Genomic DNA, 25,886 nt, shown 5'->3' with positions numbered 1-25,886 from the left:
ATCATAGGTGCTACTGATGTTTAAAAAAGTAAACACTGCCCTGCTGGGGCTGGCTTTGTCGATGGGGATCACGTCCGTTCACGCGGAAGGGGCAAAGAAAGTCGATGTGCTGCTGATCGGCGGCGGCATCATGAGTGCGACCCTGGGTGTCTGGCTCAATGAGCTGGAACCGGACTGGTCGATGGAGATGGTCGAGCGCCTCGATGGCGTGGCCGAAGAAAGCTCCAACGGCTGGAACAACGCCGGTACCGGCCACTCGGCCCTGGCTGAGCTGAACTACACCCCGGAAGACAAGAACGGCAACGTTGAGATCCCTAAAGCGGTCGAGATCAACGAAGCGTTCCAGATCTCCCGTCAGTTCTGGTCCTGGCAGGTTCAGCAGGGCGTGTTGAAGAACCCGCGTTCGTTCATCAACTCCACACCGCACATGAGCTTTGTGTGGGGCGATGACAACATCAAGTTCCTGAAAAAGCGCTACGAAGCCCTGAAGGCCAGCCCGCTGTTCGCTGGCATGCAGTATTCCGAAGACCCGGCGCAGATCGCCAAGTGGGTTCCGCTGATGATGGAAGGGCGTGACCCCAACCAGAAAATCGCGGCCACCTGGAGCCCGATCGGTACGGACGTAAACTTTGGCGAGATCCCCCGCCAGTTCGTCGCTCACCTGCAAACCACACCAAAGTTCGACCTGAAGCTGTCGAGCGAAGTGCAGGACATCACCAAGAACGCCGACGGTTCGTGGCGTGTGAGCTACAAAAACCTCAAAGACGGCACCAAGACTGAAACTGACGCCAAGTTCGTGTTCATCGGCGCCGGCGGCGGTGCCCTGCACTTGCTGCAGAAGTCGGGCATTCCTGAAGGCAAGGAATACGCAGGCTTCCCAGTCGGTGGTTCGTTCCTGGTGACCGAGAACCCGACCATCGCGGAGCAGCACCTGGCCAAGGCCTACGGCAAGGCTTCGGTAGGTTCGCCACCGATGTCGGTTCCGCACCTGGACACCCGCGTGCTGGATGGCAAGCGCGTGATTCTGTTTGGCCCATTCGCAACCTTCTCGACCAAGTTCCTCAAGGAAGGCTCGTACCTGGACCTGCTGACCAGCACCACCACCCACAACATCTGGCCTATGACCAAAGTCGGTATTCGTGAATACCCACTGGTCGAGTACCTCGCCGGCCAACTGATGCTGTCCGATGACGACCGCTTCAAGGCGCTGCAAGAGTACTTCCCGAACGCCAAGCAGTCCGACTGGCGCCTGTGGCAAGCCGGCCAGCGTGTGCAGATCATCAAGCGTGACGAAGAGCAAGGCGGCGTGCTGAAGCTCGGTACCGAAGTGGTCAGCTCTGCTGACAACACCATCGCAGGCCTGTTGGGGGCATCGCCAGGCGCGTCCACCGCGGCTCCGATCATGCTGACCGTGCTGCAAAAGGTGTTCAAGGACAAAGTAGCCAGCCCGGCCTGGCAGGAAAAACTGCACCAGATCGTGCCAAGCTACGGCACCAAGCTGAACGACAGCCCTGAAGCGGTTGCCAAGGAATGGGCCTACACCGCCGGTGTCCTGCAACTGACCCCGCCACCTGCGATTCCGCAGCTGGCTGCTCCACAGGCCACCGAGGCTGCCAAGCCTGCGGCTGAGCCAAGCAAGCCGGTTTCTGACCTGGCGCTGTAAGCAACATCTACGAAAAAGCCCGCTGAACCGGTGACGGTCAGCGGGCTTTTTTGTGGGGGAATGTTCAGGATCGCGGCGGGTGTCGCTCAACCGGGGGCAGCTCAACCGCACGTTCGGCCGCCTCCAGCGCAGCCTTCAAGCCAGCCTGGTCCAGGCGCACGCAATACGCAGGTTTGGCCCGCTCGAATCGCCAGCTTTCATCCAGCCTACCGGCATCCACGGCATCGAAACCCAGTTCGTCGAGTAACGTAATCACTTGCGCCTTTGCCGCAGCGTCATCTGCTGCCACTGGCAATGCGCGGCGGTCAGGAGCGCCGCGCGGGCGGGCATCCTGCGTCAGGTCTGGGGCGAAGATCGCATTAAATACTTTTACCACGTGTGATTGCGGCAAATGGTCGGCCAGCAATCGGCTGGTAGTGGTTTCAAAACGGTCGAGTTGCGGGATATGCCCATCGCGATCGGGGTAGTAATTGTTGGCGTCCATCACCGTCTTACCCTCCAGCCATTGGGCAGGGACGCTGCGGTAGTGCTCCAGCGGAATCGCCACGAGTACTACATCGCCAAACCTGGCGGCATCATCCGCGCTGCCCACTTGCACGCCGAGTATGCCGCTCACCACGCTGCTCATGGTGTGTGGGCCGCGGGAATTGCTCAACATCACCTTATGCCCGGCGGCAAGCGCCAGTTGCGCCACGGCACGCCCGATAAAACCTGCTCCAATCACGCCAATCTTCATGTGCTTGCTCCAGTGGAAGTAGGACGTGGCTATGATGATTGGCAACCATAACGTGATAAATCATCATTTTGGTGTAGGTGTTGTTACTGGGAGTTGGGAATGATGGACCGCCTATCAAGCATGAACGCCTTCGTGATCGCCGCTGAATTGGGCTCCTATGCGAGGGCAGCCGAACGCTTGGGCATGTCGCCGCAGATGGTGGCCAAGCATGTCACCGCGTTGGAACAACGTTTGGGTGCGCGATTGCTCAACCGCACTACGCGTCGACAAAGCCTGACTGAACTGGGAGGGGAGTATTACGAACGCTGCAAGCATATCCTGACGGAGGCCGAGGCCGCCGACGCCCTGGCACAGGTCATGAACGACACGCCGCGCGGCAAGCTGAAGGTCACCGCCCCGGTGACCTTTGGCTCCTACAGCCTGATGCCGTTGATCACCGGGTTTTTACGTGACAACCCACAGGTAGAAGTCGATTTACACCTGACGGATCGTTTCGTCGACTTGGTGGAGGAGGGCTACGACGCCGCGTTTCGCATTGGTCCGCTGGGCACGAGCGGCCTGACGGCGAGGCCTCTGGCCCCTTATCGGTTGGTGGCCTGCGCTGCACCGGCTTACCTGATGGCGCGAGGCACGCCGCAGAAGCCGGTAGATCTTGAACATCATGAGTGCCTGGGCTACGCCTTTTCATCGCGTCCGGCGGATCGAGAGTGGGTGTTCTTCCAGGGCACGGTTTCCTACAAGGTACAGGTGGCCAGTCGTTTGCTCATCAATGAAAGCCGGGCCTTGATGTCGGCGGCATTGGATGGCTTTGGCATCGTGCTCGGCCCGCAAGACTTTCTGCGAACGGCGTTGGCGAGTGGCGAGTTGGTGCGGGTGCTACCGGAGTTTGAGGCTCCGAGCCGGTCGATGCATTTGGTCTACACCGCAAATCGCCAGCGCACCGCCAAGTTGCGGTGCTTTGTCGAGGCTGTGCTGGGACGTTTTGGTCCGGTATGAAGGATCACCGCCGTGGCGGTCGCCGGGAGGCACGTTAAAGGTCTACAGGTTCAGCAATCTGACAGACATCTCCTGTTAAAAATAACCCAGGCCCAAGCAGGGCCCGGCTGCAACAAAGGAAGGATTTCTTTCTGATGCAGGTGTTGGGCGTTCGCGCCCGAGGGTTTTGTATGTTGCTACGTTATGCAGCATTGGCCGCCATGGTGGTCGCGGCTTCCGGGTGTGTGCAAGAGCGTGTCGTGCATGAGCGCAGGCCGGTGCAACGTGAGTATGTTGATGTGGTGGCGCCGCAGCCGCCTCCGGTGCAGGTGATAGAAGTCGAGCCGGCGGTACGCGAGGGTTATATCTGGTCACGCGGTTACTGGCGTTGGGAAGGCGGGCGTTATGTAGCAGTGCACGGCCATTGGGAACCGGTGCGTCAGGGTTATCGTTATGTACACCCGCACTGGGTGCAGCGTAATGATGGCTACCACTGGCAGATCGGCGGCTGGGTTCGCTGACCCAACCTCATCACTCTTTCCTCTGTAGGAGCGAGCTTGCTCGCGAAAAAACGTCAACGGTTACGCGGGCATTCAGGTTGCACGCGGTGCCTGTGAGTTTTTCGCGAGCAAGCTCGCTCCTACACAAACAAAGCGGGCTAGTCGAGCCGTTTCATCCCCGCTGCCTTGGCCGCGTTCAGATCAAAGGTGGCGGTGTACTCGCACCCCGCCGCATGGCCACAGCGTTCAACCAGGCAGTCGGCAAAGTCGGCTTTGCCTGCGCTGAACTTGCGCAATGCCTGCCAGATGATATCGGCGTGCTCGACGGTCAGTTCCCGTGTGTGCAGCAAGGTTTCCAGCACCGTCACCACGTCGCTTTTGGCCGACTGGTAGCAGGACTGCAACACCCACACCAACTCCGTAAGCGTCACCAGGCTGACAAAGCCTGGCGAGGCGGCCGAGAGCGATTCGATCAGTTGGGACGCCTTGGCTGATTGAACCGGGTCGTCCTGGGTCAGGTAACGCACCAGCACGTTGGTATCCAGGCCGATCATCCAGCGGTTGCTCCCTGGGCCGCGATGGCGCGGTTCATGTCTTCGATAGACACGGCATGGGCGGGCTTGCGGATCAAACCCTTGAGGTCCTTGACGGTTTTGCTCGCGGCAATCATGGAAAACGTGCCGTCTTCCATTTCGACGAATTCCACCCGGTCGCCTGTTTCCAGGCCCAGGGCCGTTCTGACCTGCACAGGGATGGTAATTTGCCCTTTTGAAGTGAGTGTGGCGGTGGCCATAGTGAAGATCTCCATCGTGATATTCCTTACCTTAGGGTAAGGAATGACAGAGGACAATATCCGTTGGTCCATAGATCGCTCGCTGAGGTGAATGAGTCGGAATAGTAAAACCCTAGTCCGAACTCTCGAGCCTCACACGCCGGGCCATGCCCCAAACGGATACAAACTATGACTGACCGCCGCGGGCTTATTGCACCACGCGATAGCACGGCACATAGGCCGCGCCGCCTGGCAACTTCATGCGGTGCTGGGCCACGAAGGCCTTCAGCAGCTCATCCAGCGGTTTCATGATGGCCGGGTCGCCGTGAATCTCATACGGGCCGTTTTCTTCGATCAGGCGAATACCTTTGTCTTTGACGTTACCCGCCACGATCCCCGAGAACGCCCGGCGCAGGTTGGCTGCCAGTTCATGGGGCGGTAGCGCGTGGCTCAGTTGCAGGCTGGCCATGTTTTCGTGGGTGGGGTCGAACGGGCGCTGGAAGCCTTCGTCGATCTTCAGCAGCCAGTTGAAGTGGAACGCGTCGTTACGCTCGCGGCGGAACTGCTTCACCGCCTTGAGGCCGGTGGTCATCTGGCGGGCCACTTCGGCCGGGTCGTCGATGATGATCTGGTAATGCTTCTGCGCCGCTTCGCCCAGGGTGGCACCGACAAACGCGTGCAATTGTTCCAGGTAAGGCGCGGCATGTTTGGGCCCGGTAAGCACCACCGGGAACGGCACGTCGCGGTTGTCCGGGTGCATGAGGATGCCCAGCAGGTACAGGAACTCCTCGGCCGTACCGGCGCCGCCGGGGAAGATGATGATGCCGTGGCCGACACGCACGAAGGCTTCCAGGCGTTTTTCGATGTCCGGCAAAATCACCAGCTCGTTGACGATGGGGTTCGGCGCTTCGGCGGCGATGATGCCTGGCTCGGTCAAGCCCAGGTAACGGCCATTGGTGATGCGTTGCTTGGCGTGGGAAATGGTCGCGCCTTTCATCGGACCTTTCATTACGCCGGGGCCGCAGCCGGTGCACACATCAAGGCTGCGCAGGCCCAGTTCGTGCCCGACTTTCTTGGTGTATTTGTATTCTTCGGTGTTGATCGAATGGCCGCCCCAGCACACCACGATCTTCGGCTCCACACCCGGGCGCAGCGTACGGGCGTTGCGCAGCAGGTGGAACACGTAGTCGGTGATGCCTTGGGAGTTGCTCAGGTCGATACGCTGGCTGTCCAGCTCGTTCTCGGTGTAGACGATGTCGCGCAGGGCGCTGAACAGCATTTCGCGGGTGCTGGCAATCATTTCGCCATCGACGAACGCATCGGCCGGGGCGTTGAGCAGTTCCAGGCGTACGCCACGGTCTTGCTGGTGAATACGCACTTCAAAGTCTTTGTAGGCGTCGAGGATGGTCTTGGCATTGTCGATATGCGCGCCGGTGTTGAGAATCGCCAGGGCGCATTGGCGGAACAGGGTGTAGATGCTGCCGGTACCGGCTTCGCTCAGTTGCTGCACTTCACGTTGGGACAGGGTTTCGAGGCTGCCCTTGGGGCTGACGGAGGCGTTGATGACTTGACGTTGGGGCATTCTGATTCCTTGAAAGCATAACCACCGCGCCCGCTTGGGGGCGATGGCTTGAGAAGGGTGAGCGCCAATTAAGGTCGCACGAGACGGTTATTTACCTCAGGCGCAAGGCCCAGCGCAAATGCCGTCCAACACCATCATGCCGCAGAACTTACTGAATCAGCTTCCAGTTTTTGTAGAAAACCCGACGCAGGGTAAAGACCAGCCCGGCAAAGCCTGCGATCACGGCGTTGAGCACCGAGGGCAGCAGGGTCGGGCGCACAATATCAATGAACAGGCAGTAGCGTTTGGCGCCGTTTTTGTTGAAGGACGCGTGCATCAGCGTGTCATCGAAGATAAACAGTGGGTCGTCGTGCCAGTAGTGTTTGTGCTTGCCCACCTGGATATACACGCCCTCATGGTGCGGTGCTGGCGCCATGTTGTAGAGCACACGGAACATCATGCGCAGGGGGCCGAAGTGGAAAGATGTCGAGCGGTTCTCGTTGAACACCGAGACGCCGATAGTTTTCACGAACGGCAGTTTCTTGCGCAGCTGCGGGATATCCAGGGTGGTTTCGATCGGGCGACCGTACCACTGGAAAAACAACATGCCGCGTTTCTTCTCGGCCATGCGCTCGTCCAGGTAGCTGATGATGTCATCCTTGCGGGCCATGGCGTCGTCGATCACCTGTTGCAGGTCTTCGCGCCAGGCCGGCGGCAGGTCTTGCATGGTATAGACATGCCGGTTGCGGCTGCTCAGCAGGTCGAGCAGGGTGTTGAACGGTGCCAGCACCCAGGTATTTCGACCGTTGCCGATAAAATACTTCTTGATGGTGTCGCGGTCGTACAGGCCGTTACGCAGGAAGTCATAAACGCCGCAGCACACCACCAACAGCAGAAACACCAGGCAACTGCGCGGGAAACAATAGATCAACAGCAGAACGCCGAGCACCCACGCCAGGGACACCAGCTTTTTGCCGACAGCATTTTTGCTCATGAAACGAGGCTCCAAAGCCGAAACATATTGAAACAATATCGTCATCATAGGGGTTTCTGCCGGCGGCAGGCGTTTTTAAATAGGGTGAAATTGTGAAGCCGCTGCACAATTTGTAACCGTTGCCGTGCAGGCTCCGGCGTTTTATGGATTGAATTTTGAGAACAGAAGATTTGCGACTATCGTGACGCTTCGGTTTTTCAGGCGTCATAGACCGGTACGATTGAAGTTGAATGGCCACTATTGGCCTTCGGCACCTTGGAAGAGGCTGAAATTTTTATGATCATCAAACCGCGGGTTCGTGGCTTTATCTGTGTGACCGCTCACCCTGTTGGCTGTGAAGCGAACGTCAAAGAGCAGATCGACTACGTAACCAAAAACGGCGTCATCGAAGGCGGCCCTAAAAAGGTACTGGTCCTCGGTGCCTCCACCGGCTACGGCCTGGCCGCGCGCATCAGTGCTGCGTTTGGCTGCGGCGCCGACACCCTGGGCGTGTTTTTTGAGAAAGAAGGCGAAGAAGGCAAGCTGAGCTCCGCCGGCTGGTACAACAGCGCGGCGTTCGAGAAGTTTGCTGTGGAAAAAGGCCTGTACGCCAAGAGCATCAACGGCGACGCGTTCTCCGACGAGATCAAGCGCCTGACCATCGAGACCATCAAGAAAGACCTGGGCAAGATCGACCTGGTTGTCTACAGCCTGGCCGCCCCACGCCGTACCGACCCGCAAGGCGTGGTGCACACCTCCACCCTCAAGCCAATCGGCAAGGCCGTGACCCTGCGCGGGATCAACACCGACAAGGGCGTGGTGGTCGACACCACGCTTGAGCCTGCAACCCAGGAAGAAATCGACGGCACCGTGAAGGTCATGGGCGGCGAAGACTGGCAGCTGTGGATCGACGCCCTGCGTGACGCTGATGTGTTGGCCGAAGGCGCCAAGACCACCGCGTTCACCTACCTGGGTGAGAAGCTGACCCAGGACATCTACTGGAACGGCTCCATCGGTGAAGCCAAGAAAGACCTGGACAAGAAAGTCCTGACCCTGCGCGAAAACCTCGCTGCGCTCAAGGGCGACGCCCGTGTGTCGGTGCTCAAGGCCGTGGTCACCCAGGCCAGCTCGGCGATCCCGATCATGCCGCTGTACCTGTCGCTGCTGTTCAAGGTGATGAAAGAGCAGGGCACCCACGAAGGCTGCATCGAGCAGGTCTACGGCCTGTTCAAGGACAGCCTGTACGGCAGCCAGCCGAAACTCGACGCCGATGGCCGCCTGCGCGCCGACCTGGCCGAGCTGGAACCGAAGGTGCAGGACGCCGTGGCCGCGCTGTGGAACCAGGTGACCGACGACAACGTCAACGAGATCAGCGATTTTGCCGGTTACAAGGCTGAGTTCCTGCGCTTGTTTGGCTTTGAGATTGACGGCGTGGATTACGATGCGGATGTGAACCCGACCGTCAAAATCAACGGTCTGATCCAGGCTTAAAACCCGGTCAATAAGGTGGGAGCTGGCTTGCCCTGATGTCAGTCAGTTAACGCAAATCCCCTGTGGGAGCGGGCTTGCCCGCGAAGGCGGTGCGTCAGTCGCGGCATCTGTGACTGCACTACCGCTTTCGCAGGCAAGCCAGCTCCCACATTTGATCTTCGTTGCTTTGAGCATTGCGTTCGCTCAATTTGGCCGTGCCTACTCCCCTCTGTCTTTTCAGACCCTTCTTACGCCTCGGCGCGCGCCTCCCTCTTTCAGATCTGTCAGACTCCAGCAGCTGTCAAGCCACGCTAACGGAGGATCTGATGACGATTCGTGCAGTAGTTTTTGATTTCGGCGGTGTCCTGTTCGACTGGAGCCCCCAGCATCTGTACCGCAAGCTGATTGCCGACGACGTCGAGCGCCAGTGGTTCCTCGACACCATCTGCACCCAGGACTGGAACACCGAGCAAGATGCCGGTCGCTCCCTGGCTGAAGCCACCCGCACCCTGATTGCCCAATACCCCGAGCACAAGACCCTGATCCAGGCTTACTACGAGCGCTGGCCCGAAATGCTGCGTGCTGAATTACCCGAGGGCGTGGCGATTCTCGAAGCGTTGCACCAGGTTGATATGCCGCTGTTCGGGCTCACCAACTGGTCGGCTGAAACCTTCCCTTACGCCCGGGCCAACTACCCATTTCTGAAGCGTTTTCGCAATATTCTGGTGTCCGGCGAGGTGAAGTTGATCAAGCCTGATCCGGCGATCTACCACGCCAGCCTCAGTCAGGTGCGCGCGCACCTGCCGGATATCCAGGCCAGTGAAGTGGTGTTTATCGACGACGTCGCCGGCAATATCGAGGCCGCCATCGCGTTGGGCTGGCAGGGCATCCACCATGTGTCGGCTGAGTGCACCGCCACGCGCTTGCGGGAGTTGGGCGTGGCGTTCTAGCGCGCCCATTTCTCCATCACAAAGTCGACGAACGCCCGCAGCTTGGGCAGGCGATAGCGGTCTTGGCGATACATCAGGTGCATGGGGCGGCTGGGCAGTTTATAGGTGGTCAGCAAGGCCACCAGCTTGCCGCTCTCCAGGTCCGGTTGCACCAGGGCATCGGCCAACATGATGATGCCCATGCCGTTGATGGCGGCCTGGCGCAAGCCTTGCGAGCTGTTGATGGTCAATGAGCCAGACACCGGCACCTCCACCTCACCCTCATCGCCTGTCATGCGCCAGAGTTTATCGGTGTCGCGCCAGTTGTCGTTTGCGGGGTAGGCGAACGCCAGGCAGTCATGCTGCTGCAGGTCATCCGGGGTTTGCGGTGTGCCGCGTCGCGCCAGGTAAGCAGGGGAGGCGCAAAGGGTGAGGGTGTAGGCCTGCAGAGGCCGGGCGATCAGGCTGGAGCTTTCCAGTTCGCCGAGACGGATCGCCACGTCAAAACCGCTGTCGACCAGGTCCATGCGCTCATTGCTCATCACCACGTACAGGTCGATAAGTGGGTAGCGCTGGGAAAACTCGCTCAAGGCCGGCACCAGGCGTTCGGTGCCGAAAACGGGAGGCGCGGTGATGCGCAGGCTGCCTTTAGGGGCTTCGCTGTGGACCTGCTCGGCCAGTAGCTCCGAGTCGGCCACCAGCCCCAGCACTTCCAGGCAGCGCTGATAATACTGCTCGCCAAATTCGGTGAGGTTCTGTTTGCGCGTGGTGCGTTTGAGCAAGCTGACGCCAAGCCGTTGCTCCAGCGCCCGCAGATGGTTGCCCACCATGGTGGTCGAAATCCCGCATTCCTGCGCGGCGGCGGTCATGCTGCCGGTCTCGACGACTTTCACGTACACCGACATTGCCTGGAACAGATCCATTATCAAGCCCTGGTTTAAAGTTATTGCAGTAATTGTGCGTTTATCCAGCGAGGGTGGTTAACCATACTTGATCCACCCCAACGATGCACTGGAGCCTCCACCATGACCGCCGCCTGCCTGATGAGCACTTATCAACCCCTGGCCCTGAGCTTCACCCGCGGCCTGGGCACGCGCCTGTGGGACCAACAAGGCCGCGAATACCTGGACGCCGTGGCCGGCGTGGCGGTGACCAATGTTGGCCATTCCCACCCCAGGTTAGTGGCCGCCATCAGCGAGCAGGCCGGCTTGCTGCTGCACACCTCCAACCTCTACAGCATCGACTGGCAACAACAATTGGCCCGGCGCCTGGCCCAACTGTCCGGGCTGGACCGCGCGTTCTTCAACAATTCCGGCGCCGAAGCCAACGAGACGGCGCTGAAGCTGGCGCGTTTGCATGGCTGGAAAAAAGGCATCGAACGGCCGTTGGTGGTCGTGATGGAGAACGCCTTCCACGGCCGCACGCTAGGCACCATGGCCGCCAGCGACGGGCCCTCGGTGCGCCTGGGGTTCCAGCGCCTGCCCGGCGATTTCATCAAGGTTGGGTTTGGCGACATGGCGGCCCTGGAGGCGGTCACCGCACAGTTCGGCACGCGTATCGCGGCGGTGCTGCTTGAACCGATCCAGGGTGAAAGTGGTGTGTTGGTAGCGCCGTCGGGCTACCTCAAAGCCCTGCGCGAGCACTGCACGCGCCACGGCTGGCTGATGATGCTCGACGAAATCCAGACTGGCATCGGGCGCACCGGCGCCTGGTTTGCCTTCCAGCACGAAGGCATCGTGCCAGACGTGATGACCCTGGCCAAAGGCCTTGGTAATGGCGTGCCCATCGGCGCCTGCCTGGCCCGTGCTGCCGTCGCTGAGCTGTTCACCCCAGGCAGCCATGGCAGCACCTTTGGCGGCAACCCGCTGGCGTGTCGCGTCGGGTGTACGGTGCTGGAGATTATTCAGGAGCAAGGCTTGCTCGAAAATGCCACACGCCAGGGCGAACACTTGCTGGCGCGTTTACGTATGGAGTTGGAGGACCATCCGCAGGTGCGGGCGATTCGTGGCAAGGGCTTGATGATCGGCATTGAACTGGCAAGCCCTTACCGCGACCTGGCCCAACGGGCGGCTCAGGAGCACGGGCTGTTGATCAACGTCACGCGGGGCAAGGTCATTCGCCTGTTGCCGCCGCTGACGCTGGAGCGTAAGGAAGTGGAGATGATCGTGCGAGCCATCACCCGCCTACTGGACTGAAAAAGTGCGGAAGGGGGCGATGCTCGTTCCCACGCTCTGCGTGGTAACGCCTCCTGTGACGCTCTGCGTCACGCCTTAAGAGCGGACGCGGAGCGTCCAGGGCAGCATTCCCACGCGGAGCGTGGGAACGATCAGAGGGAGGGGCCATTCAGCCATTCCTGGTTCATGGTTTCGGTATCCCCCAAGTACTCCAACAACCACGCCATGGCCGGCGACAGCTTGTTCTGCGCCCACGCCACACATGACGGGCTGGCCGGAAATGGCCGGCTTAACTGCAGCGCCACCAAGTCCCTGCGTTCGATCCATGGCAATACCTGATGGGCCGGCGCCATCCCTACACACAGGCCATCGCGCAGGCAATCCAGGGCCGACGCCCAGTTGGGCACCACCAGGCGGCGCTGGTTATCCAGGGTCCAGGTGTCGCGCTTGGGCAGGTGGCGGGAGGTGTCGGTCATGCACAGCGAGGCAAAGGGGCGCAGTTGGTCATCACTGAGCAAACCTTCCACCTCCGCCAGCGGGTGCCGGGCGCTGACCACGCACAGCCAGTTCAACAGGCCCATGTCACGGAAGCTGAAGTGGCTGGCCACCGGCACTGCGCTGGTGGCGCCGATCACGATGTCGGTGCGTTCATCCGCCAGCGCATCCCACACGCCGTTGTACACCTCGTATTCGAGCAGCAATTCCACTTCGGGAAACTGCCGATAAAAGTCGAGCACCAACTGCCGGCAGCGCTGGGGTTTGACGATGGAGTCCACGGCCACCTTCAACTGACCGCTCCAGCCATTGGCCACCTGTTGGCATAGGCGCCGGGTGCCGAGCATTTTTTTCATTACGCCGCGGGCTTCGTCGATAAACAAACGGCCGGCGGGGGTCAGTTCTACGTCGCGATGCCTGCGCACAAACAAGGGCACGGCCAACCATTCTTCGAGCTGGCGCACCGTGTAGCTGATGGCCGACGGTACGCGGTGCAGTTCCTGGGCGGCGGCGCTGAAGCTACCGTGACGGGCAACGGCGTCGACCACATCCAGGGAATATTCCGACCACATGGGCGCTGCCTTCAAAATTATTGATGAGAGTGTCCAATTATTATCGCTTCACACGAATATTGTCAGCTTCATAATGGGCGCCAGTCAGCAAATAGTTTGATGGCAGTATCTACAAGGCTTCGATGAAAAATTCTTTTGGTTTTACCTGGTATCTGGCGGGGCTGAGCATGCTCGGTTATCTCTCCATGGACATGTACTTGCCGGCGTTTGGCGCCATGGGCGAGCAGTTGAACATTGGTGCTGGCGCGGTGGGCGCCAGCTTGAGTATTTTCCTTGCCGGCTTTGCGGTCGGGCAGTTGCTGTGGGGGCCGCTCTCGGACCGCCTGGGGCGCAAGCCCATCCTGCTTGCTGGCCTGAGCCTGTTTGTGCTCGGTTGCCTGGGCATGTTCTGGGTCGAGACCGCGCCGCAGCTGCTGGCTCTGCGCTTTATGCAGGCGATTGGCGTGTGTGCCGCGGCCGTAAGCTGGCAGGCTTTGGTGATTGATCGCTACCCGGCCGACAAGGCTCATCGCGTCTTCGCCAGCATCATGCCGTTGATGTCGCTGTCGCCGGCCCTTGCACCGTTGTTGGGCGCCATGGTGTTGAATCACTTTGGCTGGCAGGCGATCTTCGGCGTATTGCTGGTGGTGTCGTTGTTGCTACTGTTGCCGACCTTGTTCCTGCGCAATGTGCCCAAGCGTTCGGAGCACAAGGGCAGCCCGGTGCGCCTGGGGTATGGGCAATTGCTCACCTCGCGGGTGTTTACCGGCAATGTGATGATCTTCGCCGCCTGTTCGGCCAGCTTCTTCGCATGGCTGACTGCCTCGCCGTTTATCCTCGGTGGCATGGGCTACAGCCCCAATGACATCGGCCTCAGCTACGTACTGCCGACCCTGGCGTTTCTCGTTGGCGGCTACAGTTGCCGCAGCGCCTTGCAGCGCCTGCCGGGTAAAACCCTGCTGCCGTGGTTGCTGGTCGCCTATTGCTTGAGCATGGTGGCGTTGTACCTGGTGGCCACCTTGAGTGTGCCGACCCTGACCACCTTGTTGATCCCGTTCTGCCTGATGGCGCTGTGCAACGGCGCCAGCTACCCGATTGTGGTGGCGAATGCGCTGATGCCCTTTGCGGAAAACTCCGGCAAGGCGGCGGCCCTGCAAAACACCCTGCAGTTGGGTCTGTGCTTCCTGGCCAGCCTGTTGGTGTCCTCGATGATCGAGCAACCGCTGTTGATTACGGTGATTGTGATGTTGGCGACGGCGCCGCTGGCGGTGTTGGGGTATTGGCTGGCGCGGCCGAAGGGCAATTCTTCCGAACTGGCCAGCGCCTGAGCTGACAATACGAGCAAAATGTAGGAGCTGGCTTGCCTGCGATAGCGGGCTGACAGTTAGCCCATCTGGCACTGATACACCGCTATCGCAGGCAAGCCAGCTCCCACAGGTTTTTGAGGTTCTTCAGTTAGAACGTCACTTCCATGTTCAGCGTCGGTGTTGAGGTGCGGCTGCCACGGCCACCGTCCACGCCGAACTTGTTATGCCAGTATTCATAACCCACCCCCAGGTACAGGTTCGGCTTCACGCTTTTACCCGGTCGCACCGCCACCATCAGCGCCGTACGCATCAAGGCCTCCGCTGCCGTATCGCGGCCATGGTAATCCTCGCCTTTCTCCCCGACGTAATTGATAAATCCCTGGAATTTCGCCGCATGGTTGCCGACTTCGAACGGGCGCATCCACGTCAGGTTAAGCATGTAGGTGTCGTCGAAGGTGTGGTTCGACTCTTGCGCGCCAGGGATGCCAGTGTGGTTCTTTTCCTTGTAGTACATCAGGCTCAGGTCCAGCACGCCGACGGTGCCCCACTTCAACGTGGGGCCGATCACCAGGGCGCGCTTCTTGGCGGAAGCGAAGTTGTTGTTGCGGTTGGCGTCGAAGCCCAGGGTCAGCGCGTAATCCTTGATCAGCCCCGTGCCCTGCGGCAAGTCGAACACGCGTGAGGCATACAGCTGATGCCGGTACACGGCGTACACCTCGCTGCCACCGTGGTCGGTGCCCTTGCGCGGGTCGCTGCTGTCGGACAGGAACACATCGAGGTTTAAGAAATTGCTGCCGTAACGGTAGCCGCTGGCGTGGGTAAAACTGTAGATGCGCTTGCTGAAGTCGTCGGGGTTGTTCGGGTTGGTGAAGTGCTGCCCGTAGCGAAACCCGACGCTGTTGTTCATCCATTCCACCGCGACAGCCTCCCCGCCGCCGAGAAGGGTCAATGCGACGGTGGCGCCCTGTAGTGCCTTTTTCATTATTTTTGGTCCTTTGGCGTTCTGGCTCGTGACGGCCGGATTGTTTTTGTAACGCCGTTGGAGGGTATCTTGTTCGATTGATTGTATACAACTCTATGGACATACAGTCTTAACATTGCATACAGTGAGCGCACAACAAAAACAGAGAACCCCTCACCATGACTATCCCGAAGGCGTCACCGCAGCGGCCCGAAGATGAAAATCTGGGCGTCGCCGCCAACATGGCTTACGGCCTGCAGCACGTGCTCACCATGTATGGCGGCATCGTCGCCGTGCCGTTGATCGTCGGCCAGGCAGCCGGGTTGTCGCCGGCGGATATCGGCCTGCTGATCGCTGCATCGCTGTTTGCCGGTGGCCTGGCCACGCTGCTGCAAACCCTGGGCCTGCCGTTCTTCGGCTGTCAGTTACCGCTGGTGCAGGGGGTGTCGTTCGCGGGTGTGGCGACCATGGTGGCGATTGTCGGCAGCGACGGTGCCGGTGGCGTGCCAGCGATTCTCGGCGCGGTGATGGCCGCGTCCTTTATCGGCTTGTTGATCACCCCGGTGTTCTCACGGATCACCAAGTTTTTTCCGCCGCTGGTGACGGGCATTGTGATTACCACCATCGGCCTGACCCTGATGCCCGTAGCGGCGCGCTGGGCCATGGGTGGCAACAGCCGGGCGGCGGATTTTGGCAGCATGTCCAACATCGGCCTGGCCGCGCTGACTCTGGTGCTGGTGCTGCTACTGAGCAAGATCGGCAGCGCAACCATCTCTCGCTTGTCGATCCTGCTGGCCATGGTGATCGGCACCGTGATCGCGGTGCTGCTCGGCATGGCGGACTTCTCCGGTGTCATGCAAGGGCCGATGTTCGGTTTCCCCACGCCATTTCACTTCGGCATGCCCACCTTCCATGTGGCGGCGATTATTTCCATGTGCATCGTGGTGATGGTGACGCTGGTGGAAACCTCGGCGGATATCCTGGCGGTGGGTGAGATCATCGACACCAAGGTGGACTCCAAGCGCTTGGGCAACGGCCTGCGTGCCGACATGTTGTCGAGCATGTTCGCGCCGATCTTCGGTTCGTTCACCCAGAGCGCGTTCGCCCAGAACGTCGGCCTGGTGGCGGTGACCGGGGTCAAGAGCCGGTTTGTGGTGGCAACCGGCGGTGTATTCCTGGTGGTGCTCGGCCTGCTGCCATTCATGGGCCGGGTGATTGCGGCCGTGCCGACTTCCGTATTGGGCGGCGCCGGGATTGTGTTGTTCGGCACGGTGGCGGCCAGCGGGATTCGCACGCTGTCGAAGGTGGATTACCGCAACAACATGAACCTGATCATCGTCGCCACGTCCATCGGCTTCGGCATGATCCCCATCGCCGCGCCGAGCTTCTACGATCAGTTTCCAAGCTGGTTCGCGACCATCTTCCACTCGGGCATCAGCTCGTCGGCAATCATGGCGATATTGCTGAACCTGGCATTCAACCACTTCACCGCCGGCAACTCGGACCAGCAGTCAGTGTTTGTGGCGGGGACTGAGCGCAGCTTGTGCTTTCGCGACGTGGCCGCGTTGCGCGACGGCGATTACTACCGGGGAGGGAAGCTGTTTGATGCCGAAGGTAAGGAAATTCCGTTGGTGGCCGATGCCCTGAGGAAAACATCCAAGCCTGAGACCAGCGAGGTTTAACGAGCGACCCCGTGTACCCTGTGGGAGCTGGCTTGCCTGCGATAGCGATGGTGAATTCACCGGCGCTATCGCAGGCAAGCCAGCTCCCACAGGGATTCAACCCGCTTTGAGTTCTTTGCAGGGCAACGAACACGCCTCATCCAGAAACTTCACCACCGTCCCCATGCACGCCTGGCGTTCTTCCACATGGGGCATGTGGCTGGAGTCTTCAAACAGTGCCCAGCGCACGTCCGCTATCTCATCCAGGAACGGTTTGACCACCAACGGTGTGGCTTCGTCATGTCGACCGGAAATCACCAGGGTTGGCACCTTTATGGCTGACAGGCGGCCGATCACGTTCCAGTCTTTCAAGCTGCCGATCACGTGGAATTCGGTCGGGCCGCTCATGGCGTGGTACACCGTCGGGTCGGCATCAACCTGGGCGAAGGTGCGTGCCACTTCTTCGGGCCACGGGTTGACCCGGCACACATGCTGGTCATAGAAAACCCGTGAGGCCGCCAGGTATTCCGGGTCTTGGTAGGTGCCGGCCTGCTCGTGCTTGAGCAGGGTTTCGTGCACGCCTTCAGGCAACAGCCTGCGCAGGCGGTTGGCTTCGCTGACCCAGGTGCGCATGCAGGTGGGGGAGTTGGCAGGGATAAACGCGCGCAGGCCCTTGGGTTGCAAGATCGCGTGTTCGCTGCCCAGCATGCCGCCCCAGGATTGCCCGAGGATCGCGTAGTTCTCACTGATTTGCAGATGGTCCAGCAGGTTGTTCAACTCGTCGAGGAACAGGCCGATGGTCCAGAACGACGGGTCTTTTTCCGGCAAGTGCGTGGAGCGGCCGTTGCCCAACTGGTCGTAGTGGATCACCGCATGACCGCTGGCGGCGACGTCCTTGAAGGCGTCGACGTAATCGTGGGTGCAGCCCGGGCCGCCATGGATGATCACCAAGGGCGTGCGGCCTGTGGTCAGGTCGCCCGTGACGCGATACCAGGTCTGGTAGGCGCCAAAGGGCGCGTAGCCTTCGCGAACTTTTTCGATGAATTCCATTTCGTACCCTGCTCTGAAAAAAAGGATCAGGGTTACGATAGTCTGAACAAAAAGTTTAGGTAACTAGCAAAACAGATAGGTTTTTCCCAGCGCTCAACCTTCCAGCAAGCGGTAATGGGTGGCGCGAACCACCGCCTGAACACGGTTCTTGGCCCCCAGTTTGTGCATGGCCGAGGCCAGGTGCAGGGTGACCACCGCCAGGGAACGGCTCAATTGGGTGGCGATTTCGGCGGCGGTCAGGCCCTCGGCCGCCCACTTCAGGCATTCACGCTCGCGCTTGGTCAGGCGGATGTGCGGATAAGCCCGCACTTCCTTGCTGAACAGCGGGTACGCCGCTTCCTGGAGGGCATGGGTAATCAGGCTGAAATCGGCCAGCGTATGTTGGGCGTCCTTCAATACCGTGCGCGCCTTGCCAGTGCGCAACCCGGTCAGCGAGGCGAAGCCGCCCCGGGGCAGATGAATCGGCACGCTGACGCCGCAGGTCAGTTGGCGTTCATGCAGGTAGGAAGAAACGGGGGCGTGGCACGGGTCGATGATCTTTTGCAGGGCAGTCTCGGTCTTCGCCTCATAGGACCAGACAAATGGTGATACCGAACTCAACGCCAGGTGTTGCACCGGGTCGATCTGGTAAAACCCTTCGCTGCACCATAAGGCGTGCCAGTCGGCCGGTGTGTTGCGCAATTGCAACAGCGAGGGCGTGATCAGTGCGCCGTTGAGGTCGATGGGCACCGGGCTGTAGTCATACACCAGGGCATCGAAGCCCAGTTGTTGGGCAAGGATAAACGCATTGTCCATCTGTTCATCCAGGCTCCTGCCCGGTATGAGGCGATTATTGAAGGCGGTCAGCTTGGCCAGCATCCGTTCTGCTCCCGAATTCATTTGAATCTCGACTTGCTGCAAGTAGAATGCCACGCCCCGGCGAAGGACTGCCAGGCCAAACCTATAAGAAATACTAGGTTATGGACGCACGGCATCCTCGGTAGTGTTGACCTGATAAACGGCCGCTACCCGCCAGGCCGATACAACACAAGGAATGTATGCATGTGGCGTGAAATTGCCCCCGACCAGCAGTACAACGTGCAAGTCGACGGCCATAACCTCGTGGTCTACAGCTTTGGCGAAGGCGATGAGGTGCTGCTGTGTCTCAACGGCGGGCCGGGCCTGCCGTGTGACTATCTGCGCGACGCCCATGGCTGGCTCAAAGCACATAACCTGCGAGTGGTTGCATTCGACCAGCTTGGCACGGGCGCATCAGCCAGACCGACCGATGCCGCACTGTGGGAAATCCGCCGTTATGTCGAAGAAGTCGAGACCGTGCGCCAGGCGCTGGGCCTGGGCCGCGTGCATTTGCTCGGGCACTCCTGGGGCGGTTGGCTGGGGATCGAATATGCCCTGCATTATTCCGGTGCGCTCAAAAGCCTGATCCTGGAAAACACCGTCGGCGACATTCCCCACCTGTCCCAGGAACTGGAGCGCCTGCGCGGCGCCCTGGGCAGCGAAACCGTGGCCATGATGCAACGCCACGAAGCCATGGGCACTCTCGACCACCCGCAGTACCAGGCCGCCATCACCTTGCTCAACTACCGCCACGTGTGCCGGCTCGACGAATGGCCAGAGCCGGTCAAGCGGTCCCTGGGCGACTGGAACATGGGGCCGTACGAAACCATGCAAGGCCCCAACGAGTTCCTCTATATCGGCAACCTCAAGGATTGGAACCGCCTCAAGGAAATGGCCGAGTTCAAGATGCCGATCCTGATCACCACCGGCCAGCACGACGAACTCACCCCCGCCTGCGCAATGCGCATGAAACTAGCAGCACCCCACGCCGAGTTGCATGTGTTCCCCAACAGCAGTCATATGCCGTTTTACGAGGAGCCGCAGGCCTACTTCCCGGTGCTGCTGGACTTCCTCGCTCGCCACCGAGGCTGACGCATGAACCTGGCGCGCTACCGCTTCGTGTTGTCCCGGCCCCTGCAATTGCTGCCGGTGCTGCTGGGCATCAGCCTGATCACCTTCGTGTTGGTGCGCTCGATTCCTGGCGACCCGGCGCGCGCCTTGCTGGGTTCGCGCAGCACGCCGGATGCGCTGTTGAAGATCCGCGCCCAGTTCGGCCTCGACCAGCCCTTGTGGCTGCAATACTTTTACTTCCTGAAAAACCTGCTCAAGGGCGACCTCGGCCAATCGCTGCTGTACAAGGTCGACGCCCTGAAACTGATCGTCACCCGCATCGAGCCGACCCTGGTGCTGGTATTGGGCAGCGTGGTGCTCGCGTTGTTGATAGCGGTGCCATTGGCGACGATTGCGGCGCGCCAGCAAGGCCGTTGGGCAGACAAGCTGATCCGCGTGTTCACCACGGTCGGCCTGGGCATGCCGGCGTTCTGGCTGGGGTTGATGCTGATCCTGCTGCTCAGCGTGAAATGGGGCCTGTTCCCGGTGTCCGGTTACGGGCGCACCTGGCTGGACAAGGCGCACCATATGCTCTTGCCATGTCTGACCATCGCCCTGGCGCTGTCGGCGGTGCTGGTGCGCAACCTGCGGGCGAGCACGTTGATGGAGTTGCAGGCGGATCACGTCACCGCCGCACGTGCACGCGGGCTGTCGGAAGGCGCGGTTTTTCGCCGGCATGTGCTGCCCAACGCCCTGGTGCCGGCGGTCAACCTGCTGGCGGTCAACATCGGTTGGCTGATCAGCGGCACGGTGGTCATCGAAAGCCTGTTCGCGATTCCAGGCATCGGCCAATTGCTGGTGCGCGGCATTTTTACCCGTGACTACATGGTGGTGCAGGGCGTGGCGATGGTGCTGGCCTGTGCCACGGTGGTGGTCAACTTCATGGCCGACCTGGTGACAGTGGCCCTCGACCCACGGGTGAAGATGCAATGAGCAGTCGCCCCCTGATCGCCCCGTGGCGCTTGCGCCTGCGCTTTGGTTTTCGCAATGGCCGACTGACTGCCGCATGGGGGTTGTTGATCCTGTTCGCGTGGTTGGCCCTGGCGCTGTTGGCGCCGTGGATAGCGCCCTATGACCCCATCGCGCAGGACACCGGCATGAGTTTGCTGGCCCCCAGCCTTGCCCATCCGTTGGGTACGGACAATTACGGCCGGGATATCCTGTCGCGGGTGATCTGGGGTGCGCGCATCGACCTGCAGTTGGCGGTTATCGGGGTGATCTTCCCGTTCATCATTGGCACCTTTATCGGTGCGGTCTCGGGTTATATCGGCGGGCGTTTCGACAGTGTCTGCATGCGTGTGATCGACGTGGTGCTGGCGTTCCCGTTCCTGGTGCTGATGCTGGCGATCATGGCCATCCTCGGGCCGGGCTTGCAGAGTTTTTATATCGCCATGGCACTGGTGGGTTGGGTGTCGTACGCGCGCCTGATTCGCTCGCAGATCCTGGTGCTCAAGGAAAGCGAGTTCGCCCTGGCTGCCAAGAGCCTGGGTTTTGGCCATGGGCGCATTCTGTTCCGGCATTTGCTGCCCAATGCGCTGTTTGGCTCCATTGTGTTTTCCATGTCTGACGCGGTGCTGGTGCTGCTCAACGGCGCCGCCGTCAGTTACCTGGGCCTGGGGGTGCAACCACCGACCGCCGAATGGGGGACGATGGTGGCCGAGGGGCAAGCCTTTATCACCACCGCCTGGTGGATCTGCACCTTTCCGGGCCTGGCCATCGTGACCTTGGCCATGGGCTTCAGCCTGTTGGCCGATGGTGTTGCGCAGGTATTGGGGGAGCGCTCATGAGCCTGCTGAAGGTGCGCGACCTCAGTGTGATCGCCAACAACGCCGGGCGTGAGGTCACCTTGGTGGATCGGGTGTCCTTCGACCTGGCCGAAGGTGAAATCCTTGGCCTGGTGGGCGAGAGCGGTTCGGGCAAGACCATGGCCTGTCGTGGCCTGATGCGTCTGTTGCCATCGCCCAATCTGCGCGTGCAGGGCGGCGCGGTGCAGTTGGCCGGCCAGGACCTGTTGGCGCTGGATGATGCCGGTATGCGCGCCGTGCGCGGCGGGCAGTTGGGCATGATCTTCCAGAACCCCAGCAGCCACCTGGACCCGTTGATGCGCATCGGTGAGCAGACCGCCGAGGGCATCCGCCTGCATCAAGGCGCGTCGAAAAAAGACGCGCGCGTGCAGGCGATCGAGGTGTTGCGTCAGGTCGGGATTCCCGACCCCCAGGCGCGGGTCGACAACTACCCCCATGAGTTTTCCGGTGGCATGCGCCAGCGCGCAATGATCGCCGTAGCCCTGGGTTGCAACCCGAAGGTGCTGATCGCCGACGAACCGACCACAGCCCTGGATGTGACGGTGCAGGCGCAAATCCTGCGGCTGTTGCTCGACCTGCGCGACCAGCGTGGCCTGTCGATCATCATGATCACCCATGACCTGGGCGTGGTGGCGCAAACCTGCGATGCCATCGCCGTAATGTACGCCGGGCGCCTGTGCGAGCACGGCAGCAAATACGAGCTGCTGGCCCAACCGCAACATCCGTATACCGCAGGCCTGATCGACTGCCAGCCGGCCCACAGCAGCGGGCATGCGTTGTTGCGCACCCTTGCTGGCCAGCCGCCGTTGCTCGATGCATTGCCCGACGGCTGTCGCTTCCACCCGCGCTGCCCGCAGGCCGGCGCCTTGTGCACCGAGTTGCTGCCCCAAGGCGTACGCGTGGCCTGTCACTACCCGTTGGGAGCGCGCCCATGAGCTTGTTACAGGTCAAGGATTTGGAAGTACGCTTTGCCGCGTCCGGCAGCGGCCTGTTGGGCCTCAACCGCCAGTGGGTGAGGGCGGTGAACGGGGTGTCGCTGAACCTCGCCGCCGGTGAAACCCTGGGTTTGGTGGGCGAGTCCGGCAGTGGCAAGAGCACCCTGGGCCGGGCAATTCTGCACCTCAACCCGATCAGCGCCGGGCAGGTGTTGTTCGACGGTGTCGACATGGCCCATGGCAGTGCCATCGACATTGCCCGGCTGCGGCATGAAACCGCGATGATTTTCCAGGACCCCTACGCCGCGCTCAATCCACGGCACAGCATTGGCGAAACCATCGCCGAGGTACTGCGTGTGCAGCGTAAGGTGGTGGCGCAGCAGATTCCTGATCGTGTGAATGAATTGCTCGAACTGGTGGGCTTGCGTCCTGAGCTGGCTTCACGCAAGCCCGGCTCCCTCAGCGGCGGCCAGTGCCAGCGCGTGGGTATCGCCCGGGCGCTGGCGGTGGAGCCGCGCCTGATCATTGCCGATGAATGCGTGGCGGCGCTGGATGTGTCGATCCAGGGCCAGATCATCAACCTGCTGCTGGAACTGCAACAACGCATGAACCTGGCGATCCTGTTTATCGCCCATGACCTGGCCATCGTAAGGCGCCTATGCGACCGCGTGGCCGTGATGTACCTGGGCAAGATCGTCGAGGAAGGGCCGGTGGAAGCGGTGTTCACCGCGCCGCGTCACCCGTATACGGCGGCGCTGATCCAGGCCATCCCGGAGATCGATCCGCACCGGCCACTGCCCATGCAGCCATTGCCCGGCGAACCGCCGAGCCCGCTGAATCTGCCGACAGGCTGTGCCTTTCACCCGCGTTGCCGGTATGCGCAAGCCATGTGTTCCACGGTATTGCCCCCCACCCATTTCCTGCACGAGCATCGGTACAGTTGCGTGCTTGAAGCCCCTTTGCTCTGACCCTCTGCCATTCATTAACAAGGAGTTGTGATATGCCCTCGCGCCACTTGAAATTGCTCGCCGCCGCTACCCTCACGGCCTGGTCGCTGACCGCCGGCCTGGCCCAGGCCGCCGGTGTGCTCACCATCGGCTGCCGTGAAGACAGCACCACCTTTGACCCGATCAAAAGCGCGCAAAACCGCGACACTTGGGTGTTTGCCAACGTCTACGACACCCTGGTGCGCGTGGATAACCTGGGCACCAAGATGGAACCGGGCCTGGCCCAAAGCTGGGACATTTCCAAGGATGGCCTGACCTACACCTTCAAGCTGCGCGAGGCGAAGTTCTCTGACGGCTCGCCGATCACTGCCACCGACGCCGCGTTCAGCCTGCTGCGCATCCGCGACAACAAGGCCTCCTTGTGGAGCGACCCGTTCAGCCTGATCAACACCGCCACGGCCAGCGATGCCAAGACCCTGGTGGTCACCCTGAAAACCCCGGCGGTGGCCTTCCTTTCGCAACTGGCGTCTCCAACGGTGTCGATCCTGTCTGAAAAAGCCATGACCAAGATGGGCGAAGACGCCTACTCGGAAAACCCGGTGACTTCCGGCGCGTTTACCGTGGACGAGTGGCGCAAGGGCGACCGCGTGATCCTGAAGAAAAACCCGAATTTCTGGCAGGCCAGCAGCGTGAGCCTGGACGGCGTGGAATGGGTGTCGGTGACCGATGACAACACGCGCATGCGCATGGTGCAGAACAACGAACTCGACACGGCGATCTTCGTGCCGTTCTCCCGGGTCGAAGAACTGAAAAAAGACCAGAACGTGGTGATCCACGCCGACCCTTCCACCCGTGAAGATCACCTGTTGATCAACCACGAGCACGGCTTGTTGGCCAAGCCGCAAGTGCGCCAGGCCCTGGACATGGCCATCGACAAGCAATCGCTGGTCAAAGCCGTCACTTACGGTCAAGGCACCGTGGCTTATTCCTACATTCCAAAGGGCTCGCTGTACCACTACGCCAACAACCTGCAACGCCCGTACGACCCGGCCGAAGCCAAGAAGCTGCTGGCCGCTGCGGGTGCCCAGGATTTGAAGCTCAACTACGTGGTCAACGCCGGCAACGAGGCCGACGAGCAGATCGCGGTGATCATCAAGGACCAGCTAGCCAAGGTCGGCGTGACCGCCAACCTACAAAAAGTCGACCCGACCCAAAGCTGGCAGATGCTGGTGGACGGTGAGTACGATATTTCGGTGATGTACTGGACCAACGACATCCTCGACCCCGACCAGAAAACCACCTTCGTGCTGGGCCACGACACCAACCAGAACTACATGACCCGCTACAAGAACGACCAGGTCAAGGCCTTGGTGGCGGCTGCGCGGATCGAGGCAGACCCGGCCAAGCGCGAGCAGATGTATGTCGAGTTGCAGAAGCTGGCCAAACAGGATGTGAACTGGATTGACCTGTACTACAGCCCGTACATCAACATCTCACGCAAGAACGTAAGCAACTTCCTGCAGAACCCGTTGGGACGCTTCACCTTGGAGGAAGTGGTCAAAAACTGAGTTTTTAACTACACCACACAGCAATGTGGGAGCTGGCTTGCCTGCGATGGCGATGGAACATTCACCACCGCTATCGCAGGCAAGCCAGCTCCCACCTTTGTTTTGCGGTGTTTCAGAGCTTATTGCGCATCGAAGGCCTGGCCATTGATGCCCGCACTGTCCGGCCCCATCAGGTACAGGTACACCGGCATGATCTCTTCCGGCGCCGGCCTTTCCATCGGGTTCTCCCCTGGGTACGCCTGGGCGCGCATGCTGGTGCGGGTGCCGCCCGGGTTGATGCTGTTGGCGCGCACTGCGGCCACGTCTTCCAGCTCATCGGCCAGGGTTTGCATCAGCCCCTCGGTGGCGAACTTGGACACGCCATAGGCACCCCAATAAGCACGGCCCTTGCGCCCGACGCTGCTGGAGGTGAACACCACCGACGCATCCTGGGACAGCTTGAGCAACGGCAGTAAAGTGCTGGTCAGCATGAACATCGCGTTGACGTTGACGTGCATCACCCGCATGAAGTTCTCGCCGGACAACTGCTCGATGGGCGTGCGCGGGCCGATGATCGAGGCGTTGTGCAACAGGCCGTCGAGGTGGCCGAATGCCTTTTCGATCATCGCTGCCAGCTCATCGTATTGGTGGGGCAGGGCGGTCTCCAGGTTGAACGGGATCACCACCGGCTGCGGGTGGCCCGCGGCTTCGATCTCGTCATACACCTGGGCCAGGTTGGCTTCGGTCTTGCCCAGCAACAGCACGGTAGCACCATGGGCGGCATAGGTCTTCGCCGCTGCCGCGCCAATCCCGCGACCGGCGCCGGTCACCAGGATGATCCGGCCTTTGAGCAGTTCTGGAGGGGCAGAATAATCAAACATAAATAGCCTCGACAAATTTCAAGGTGATACAGCTCTCGAAGTGGAA

25 protein-coding genes are annotated in these 25,886 nt (G+C 60.6%); 14 read left to right on the top strand and 11 right to left on the bottom strand.

Annotation, left to right across the window (positions count from 1 at the left end; genetic code table 11):
- Positions 1-16: 16 nt before the first annotated feature.
- Entirely contained in the window at positions 17-1,663 is a 1,647-nt protein-coding gene (gene mqo / locus CER19_RS01180) for a malate dehydrogenase (quinone) (RefSeq protein ID WP_116665090.1), read from the top strand.
- Positions 1,664-1,727: 64 nt separating this feature from the next.
- Here the strand turns inward: mqo and CER19_RS01175 are convergent, their stop codons facing one another.
- Positions 1,728-2,399, bottom strand: a complete 672-nt coding sequence (locus CER19_RS01175; protein ID WP_116665089.1) for an NADPH-dependent F420 reductase — start codon at positions 2,397-2,399, stop codon at positions 1,728-1,730.
- 99 nt (positions 2,400-2,498) lie between these two features.
- Here CER19_RS01175 and CER19_RS01170 point away from each other — a divergent pair, with 99 nt between their 5' ends.
- Entirely contained in the window at positions 2,499-3,395 is an 897-nt protein-coding gene (locus tag CER19_RS01170) for a LysR family transcriptional regulator (protein WP_116665088.1), read from the top strand.
- A gap of 170 nt (positions 3,396-3,565) precedes the next feature.
- The gene (locus tag CER19_RS01165) at positions 3,566-3,895 is read left to right on the top strand and encodes a YXWGXW repeat-containing protein (RefSeq protein ID WP_034135113.1); all 330 of its coding nucleotides are present in this window, start codon (positions 3,566-3,568) and stop codon (positions 3,893-3,895) included.
- Between the two features lie 137 nt (positions 3,896-4,032).
- Here CER19_RS01165 and CER19_RS01160 read toward each other — a convergent pair whose 3' ends face one another.
- From CER19_RS01160 to CER19_RS01145, 4 genes are all read right to left on the bottom strand, one after another.
- The gene (locus tag CER19_RS01160) at positions 4,033-4,428 is read right to left on the bottom strand and encodes a PIN domain-containing protein (RefSeq protein WP_116665087.1); all 396 of its coding nucleotides are present in this window, start codon (positions 4,426-4,428) and stop codon (positions 4,033-4,035) included.
- Entirely contained in the window at positions 4,425-4,682 is a 258-nt protein-coding gene (locus CER19_RS01155) for an AbrB/MazE/SpoVT family DNA-binding domain-containing protein (RefSeq protein ID WP_003189727.1), read from the bottom strand. The genes CER19_RS01160 and CER19_RS01155 overlap by 4 nt, the downstream gene beginning before the upstream one ends.
- 172 nt (positions 4,683-4,854) lie before the next feature.
- Complete coding sequence (gene ppnN / locus CER19_RS01150; protein WP_094774420.1) at positions 4,855-6,228, bottom strand: nucleotide 5'-monophosphate nucleosidase PpnN; 1,374 nt, start codon at positions 6,226-6,228, stop codon at positions 4,855-4,857.
- Between the two features lie 148 nt (positions 6,229-6,376).
- Positions 6,377-7,201, bottom strand: a complete 825-nt coding sequence (locus CER19_RS01145; RefSeq protein WP_116665086.1) for an aspartyl/asparaginyl beta-hydroxylase domain-containing protein — start codon at positions 7,199-7,201, stop codon at positions 6,377-6,379.
- Between the two features lie 276 nt (positions 7,202-7,477).
- Here CER19_RS01145 and fabV point away from each other — a divergent pair, with 276 nt between their 5' ends.
- Entirely contained in the window at positions 7,478-8,671 is a 1,194-nt protein-coding gene (gene fabV, locus CER19_RS01140) for an enoyl-ACP reductase FabV (RefSeq protein WP_116665163.1), read from the top strand.
- A gap of 305 nt (positions 8,672-8,976) precedes the next feature.
- Positions 8,977-9,600: an HAD family phosphatase gene (locus tag CER19_RS01135; RefSeq protein WP_116665085.1), complete on the top strand. Its 624-nt coding sequence runs from the start codon at positions 8,977-8,979 to the stop codon at positions 9,598-9,600.
- Here the strand turns inward: CER19_RS01135 and CER19_RS01130 are convergent.
- Entirely contained in the window at positions 9,597-10,502 is a 906-nt protein-coding gene (locus CER19_RS01130; protein WP_116665084.1) for a LysR family transcriptional regulator, read from the bottom strand. The two genes, CER19_RS01135 and CER19_RS01130, sit on opposite strands and share 4 nt — an antisense overlap.
- 102 nt (positions 10,503-10,604) lie before the next feature.
- On the opposite strand from CER19_RS01130, the gene CER19_RS01125 reads away from it, so the two are divergent.
- The gene (locus CER19_RS01125; protein WP_116665083.1) at positions 10,605-11,774 is read left to right on the top strand and encodes an acetylornithine transaminase; all 1,170 of its coding nucleotides are present in this window, start codon (positions 10,605-10,607) and stop codon (positions 11,772-11,774) included.
- A gap of 131 nt (positions 11,775-11,905) precedes the next feature.
- Here the strand turns inward: CER19_RS01125 and punR are convergent, their stop codons facing one another.
- Positions 11,906-12,820, bottom strand: coding sequence for a DNA-binding transcriptional activator PunR (gene punR / locus CER19_RS01120; RefSeq protein ID WP_116665082.1), 915 nt, complete (start codon positions 12,818-12,820; stop codon positions 11,906-11,908).
- A gap of 122 nt (positions 12,821-12,942) precedes the next feature.
- On the opposite strand from punR, the gene punC reads away from it, so the two are divergent.
- On the top strand, positions 12,943-14,127 hold the full coding sequence (gene punC / locus CER19_RS01115) for a purine nucleoside transporter PunC (protein WP_116665081.1): 1,185 nt from the start codon (positions 12,943-12,945) through the stop codon (positions 14,125-14,127).
- 127 nt (positions 14,128-14,254) lie between these two features.
- Here the strand turns inward: punC and CER19_RS01110 are convergent, their stop codons facing one another.
- Entirely contained in the window at positions 14,255-15,088 is an 834-nt protein-coding gene (locus tag CER19_RS01110) for a nucleoside-binding protein (protein ID WP_116665080.1), read from the bottom strand.
- Between the two features lie 158 nt (positions 15,089-15,246).
- Here CER19_RS01110 and CER19_RS01105 point away from each other — a divergent pair, with 158 nt between their 5' ends.
- Positions 15,247-16,749 carry a nucleobase:cation symporter-2 family protein gene (locus CER19_RS01105; protein ID WP_105226197.1) on the top strand — a complete coding sequence of 501 codons (1,503 nt, stop codon included), beginning with the start codon at positions 15,247-15,249 and terminating at the stop codon, positions 16,747-16,749.
- A gap of 96 nt (positions 16,750-16,845) precedes the next feature.
- On the opposite strand, the gene CER19_RS01100 is transcribed toward CER19_RS01105, so the two are convergent.
- Positions 16,846-17,778 (bottom strand): proline iminopeptidase-family hydrolase, encoded by a 933-nt coding sequence (locus CER19_RS01100; protein WP_116665079.1) that lies wholly within the window; start codon positions 17,776-17,778, stop codon positions 16,846-16,848.
- A 93-nt stretch (positions 17,779-17,871) separates the two neighbouring features.
- Positions 17,872-18,636, bottom strand: a complete 765-nt coding sequence (locus CER19_RS01095) for a LuxR family transcriptional regulator (protein ID WP_116665078.1) — start codon at positions 18,634-18,636, stop codon at positions 17,872-17,874.
- A gap of 183 nt (positions 18,637-18,819) precedes the next feature.
- Between CER19_RS01095 and CER19_RS01090 the strand changes: the two genes are divergently transcribed.
- Genes CER19_RS01090 through CER19_RS01065 form a run of 6 tightly spaced genes read left to right on the top strand, consistent with a single transcriptional unit; the run spans position 18,820 to position 24,980 of the window.
- A complete protein-coding gene (locus tag CER19_RS01090; protein WP_116665077.1) occupies positions 18,820-19,707 on the top strand; it encodes a proline iminopeptidase-family hydrolase in 888 nt (295 codons plus the stop codon).
- Positions 19,708-19,710: 3 nt separating this feature from the next.
- Positions 19,711-20,658: an ABC transporter permease gene (locus CER19_RS01085; RefSeq protein WP_116665076.1), complete on the top strand. Its 948-nt coding sequence runs from the start codon at positions 19,711-19,713 to the stop codon at positions 20,656-20,658.
- The gene (locus CER19_RS01080) at positions 20,655-21,512 is read left to right on the top strand and encodes an ABC transporter permease (RefSeq protein ID WP_116665075.1); all 858 of its coding nucleotides are present in this window, start codon (positions 20,655-20,657) and stop codon (positions 21,510-21,512) included. Before CER19_RS01085 ends, CER19_RS01080 begins: the two co-directional genes overlap by 4 nt.
- Positions 21,509-22,465 carry an ABC transporter ATP-binding protein gene (locus CER19_RS01075; protein WP_116665074.1) on the top strand — a complete coding sequence of 319 codons (957 nt, stop codon included), beginning with the start codon at positions 21,509-21,511 and terminating at the stop codon, positions 22,463-22,465. Before CER19_RS01080 ends, CER19_RS01075 begins: the two co-directional genes overlap by 4 nt.
- Positions 22,462-23,433, top strand: a complete 972-nt coding sequence (locus CER19_RS01070; RefSeq protein ID WP_116665073.1) for an ABC transporter ATP-binding protein — start codon at positions 22,462-22,464, stop codon at positions 23,431-23,433. The genes CER19_RS01075 and CER19_RS01070 overlap by 4 nt, the downstream gene beginning before the upstream one ends.
- Positions 23,434-23,465: 32 nt before the next feature.
- Entirely contained in the window at positions 23,466-24,980 is a 1,515-nt protein-coding gene (locus tag CER19_RS01065; protein ID WP_116665072.1) for an ABC transporter substrate-binding protein, read from the top strand.
- 119 nt (positions 24,981-25,099) lie between these two features.
- On the opposite strand, the gene CER19_RS01060 is transcribed toward CER19_RS01065, so the two are convergent.
- Positions 25,100-25,840: a YciK family oxidoreductase gene (locus CER19_RS01060; RefSeq protein ID WP_014717613.1), complete on the bottom strand. Its 741-nt coding sequence runs from the start codon at positions 25,838-25,840 to the stop codon at positions 25,100-25,102.
- Between the last annotated feature and the right edge of the window lie 46 nt (positions 25,841-25,886).

It is taken from the genome of Pseudomonas sp. GL93 (assembly GCF_003408955.1).
Lineage (GTDB): Bacteria > Pseudomonadota > Gammaproteobacteria > Pseudomonadales > Pseudomonadaceae > Aquipseudomonas > Aquipseudomonas paracarnis.
The sequence above is the reverse complement of the archived record's forward strand: the minus strand, read 5'-3'. Positions and strand labels throughout refer to the sequence as shown.